Origin of the sequence: Rhodosalinus sp. (assembly GCF_041685465.1) — a bacterium.
Taxonomy (GTDB): domain Bacteria; phylum Pseudomonadota; class Alphaproteobacteria; order Rhodobacterales; family Rhodobacteraceae; genus Rhodosalinus.
The window spans coordinates 2,015-4,821 of record NZ_JAWLFS010000226.1 but is presented as its reverse complement, the minus strand read 5'-3'; the positions used below and the strand labels follow the sequence as shown (position 1 = coordinate 4,821).

2 protein-coding genes are annotated in these 2,807 nt (G+C 71.7%); both read left to right on the top strand.

The features are described 5' to 3' along the window. Positions 1–107: 107 nt before the first annotated feature. The gene (locus ACESL7_RS13110; protein WP_372893756.1) at positions 108–761 is read left to right on the top strand and encodes a protein-L-isoaspartate O-methyltransferase family protein; all 654 of its coding nucleotides are present in this window, start codon (positions 108–110) and stop codon (positions 759–761) included. A gap of 44 nt (positions 762–805) precedes the next feature. Continuing rightward, positions 806–2,230, top strand: a complete 1,425-nt coding sequence (locus ACESL7_RS13105) for a TolC family outer membrane protein (protein ID WP_372893755.1) — start codon at positions 806–808, stop codon at positions 2,228–2,230. Positions 2,231–2,807 lie beyond the last annotated feature (577 nt).

Sequence of the window (2,807 nt, the reverse complement as noted above, 5' to 3'; positions counted from 1 at the left end):
CCGTGCTGCAAGAGCACAGGCGCGGCGCGCTGTGCGGGGGCGCATTGCCGGCCGGCGGCCCCTGTGGCACTATCCGAAGTGTAACATCCCGACCACGACAGGCCCGCATGACCGACTTCGCCGCCCGCCGCGAAACGATGGTGGACACGCAGATCCGCCCTGCTGACGTCACGAAGTTTCCCGTGATCGACGCCTTTCTCACCGTCCCGCGCGAGCTCTTCGTGCCCGAGGAGAAGTGCGAGGCCGCCTATGTCGGCGACAACATCGATCTCGGTGGCTGTCGCGTGATCCTCGAGCCGCGCACGCTCGCCAAGATGCTCGATGCCGTGGATCTTCAGCCGGATGATCTCGTGCTCGATATCGGCAGCGCCTACGGCTATTCCGCCGCCGTCGCGGCGCATCTCGCCGAGGCGGTCGTCGCCGTCGAGGAGGACGAGGCGATGCTGCGCGAGGCGCAGACGCGGCTGGCCGAGTACGGCGCCGACAACGTCGCCTTGCATCAGGGCCCGCTGGCCGAAGGCGCGGCGCGGCACGGCCCCTACGACGCCGTTCTGGTGCAGGGCGCGGTGGGGCAGGTGCCTCAGGCGATCGTCGACCAGCTGAAGGAGGACGGGCGCATCGCCTGTCTCTTCGATGATGGACGCCTCGGGACGGTGCGGCTCGGATACAAGGTCGATGGCGCGGTCAGCTGGCGCTTCGCGTTCAACGCGGGCGCGCCGATCCTGCCCGGCTTCGAGCGACGCACGGAGTTCTCGCTCTGACGGACAGACCGAGGCAGATGAAACACGAAACGACAGAGGCAGGCATGGGACAGTGGACAGGGGCGCGTGGTCGCCTCGCGGGGCTTGCGCTGACGGTTGCGGTGGCCATCGGCGCGGCGGCGCCGGAGCGCGCCGGGGCGCAGACGCTCGCGGAGGCCCTTTCGGAGGCCTACGTCAACAGCGGCCTGCTCGAGCAGAACCGCGCGCTGCTGCGCGCCGCCGACGAGGACGTGGCGCAGGCGGTGGCGGGGCTCCGGCCGGTGCTCAACTGGTCGACCTCGATCCGGCGGCAGTTCGGCGAACGGCGCGGGCCGACCGGCGTCGTCGGCAACTTCGTCACCGAGCAGGCCTCGGCCGGCGTCAACCTCGAGTGGCTGCTCTACGATTCCGGCCGGTCGCAGTTCCAACGCGAAGCGGCCAAGGAGTCGGTGCTCGCCACGCGGGAGGGGCTCGTCTCGATCGAGCAGCAGGTCCTGCTCGGCGCGGTGCAGGCCTTCATGAACCTCCGGCGCGCGACCGATACGGTGTCGCTGCGCGAGAACAACGTGCGGGTCATCCGGCGCCAGTTGCGCGCGGCGCGCGACCGGTTCGAGGTGGGCGAGGTGACGCGGACCGACGTCGCGCAGGCCGAGGCGGCGCTGTCTGCCGCGCGGGCCAATCTCGCACGGGCCGAGGGCGAGCTCGAACAGGCCCGGGAGACCTATGCCCGCGACGTCGGCAGCGAGCCCGGGACCCTTGCCGAGCCGGGTGATGTGCCGCGCAGCGTCGGCAGCGCCGACGAGGCTCAGGCGCGCGCGGTGCGCGAGCACCCCGATCTGCGTCAGGCGCAGCGCGAGATCACCGTCAACGAACTCGGTGTGGCCGCCGCACGCGCCGGGATGCGCCCGCGGGTCACCCTTCAGGGGGGATACAACGTGACCAGCGATTTCGACGAGGACGAGTCGCTGGGCACCGGCGAAATCTCGCTTCAGGCGGGCGGTCCGATCTATCGGGGGGGCGAGTTGTCGTCGCTCGTCCGGCAGGCGCAGGCGCGCCGCGATGCCGCGCGCGGCAATCTGCATGTCGTCCGCAAGCGGCTCGCGCAGGAGGCAGGCGCGGCCTGGTCCCGGCTCGAGGTGGCGCGCGCGGCCCGCGAGGCCAGCCGCCGCCAGATCGAGGCTGCCGAGGTCGCCTTCGAGGGGGTGCAGGAAGAGGCGCGCCTCGGCGCACGGACCACGCTCGACGTGCTGGAAGCGGAACAGAACCTCCTCGACGCGCGCACCGATCTCGTGTCGGCGACCACCGACGAATACATCGCCGCCTATGCGCTGTTCGCCGCCACCGGCCGGATGACGGCGCAGGACCTCGGGTTGTCGGTGCCGCGCTACGACCCGGCAGAATATTACAACCTCGTGAAAACCGCGCCCGTGCCGCAGAGCGCGCAGGGCCGCGCGCTCGACCGGGTTCTCGAGTCGATCGGTGCGGAGTAGGGCGGAGCCGGGCCAATTCGCTACATCTGTTGTAGTGAGCGCGCCGACCGTCTAGACTTTGTGCGAGGCAAAAGCGGCGACAGCACCTGATGTCAGATCCCCTCAAACACTCCGAGCTCGAGGATGTCCTCTCGGCCATCCGTCGCCTCGTCAGCGAGGAACGGGAGCGTCCCGCGCCGGCCGGGAGCGGTGTGGCGCCGGATAAACTCGTTCTGACGCCCGCGCTTCGCGTCCGCGACGGCGCCGTGCCCGCCCCCGGAGCGGAGGCCGCGGCGGCGCCTCCCGCCGCGCAGGCCGCATCGGCCCCTGCACCGGGGCCGGCCGGCGGCGACACTCCCCCGGCAACGCCCGGGCCGGACAGGGCGCAGCGGCCGCGCGGGGAGGGCGCGCGCGACGGCGCGCTTGACGGTGGCAGCGACGGCGGCAGCGACGGTGGCAGCGACGGCGATGCAGAGGGCGTGCTTTTCCTGCACCGGCCCATATCGCCAGCGGCGGACGCGGCGTCGGGCGCCGCGGCCGAGGCCGACGATGCGGTCACGCTCGAGGCCAAGATCGCCGAACTCGAGGCGCTGGTCGG